At 33.4% G+C, this 416-nt stretch carries 1 pseudogene; it reads right to left on the reverse strand.

From position 1 onward, the window contains the following. Positions 1–416, reverse strand: a pseudogene (locus DWX29_RS12850) (hypothetical protein); the annotation flags it as partial.

Below are 416 nucleotides of genomic sequence, written 5' to 3' on the forward strand. Positions count from 1 at the left end.
TCCACTTTCATAATGTTTTGTTACATTTCCGTTTAAGTCATATTCATATGATTCTATTAGCTTCGAAGTTCCGTTTTCTTTTCTGCTTACTGTAAGCACATTTCCATATATGTCATATGTGCTTTCCTGTGTCTCTTTTCCTTCTGTTTTTGTTATTCTGTTATTATCACTATCATATGTGTATGTGGTCTTTTTATCGCCGTCTGTAACTTCCGTTACATTTTTATTTCCATCATATGCGTAGCTTACATATTTGCCGTCAGTATATGTAATTCCTGTCTTGTTTCCTTCATTATCATAACTGTACTTTACTGTTTTCCCATTTTCGTAGTTTGTTTCTATTATTCTGTCAAGTTCATCCCTTACATATGATATTGTTCCACTAGCCGTTGACATTGCTGTCTGATAGTCGTTTT

The organism is Eubacterium sp. AF19-12LB, assembly GCF_003479125.1.
Lineage (GTDB): Bacteria > Bacillota > Clostridia > Lachnospirales > Lachnospiraceae > Eubacterium_U > Eubacterium_U album.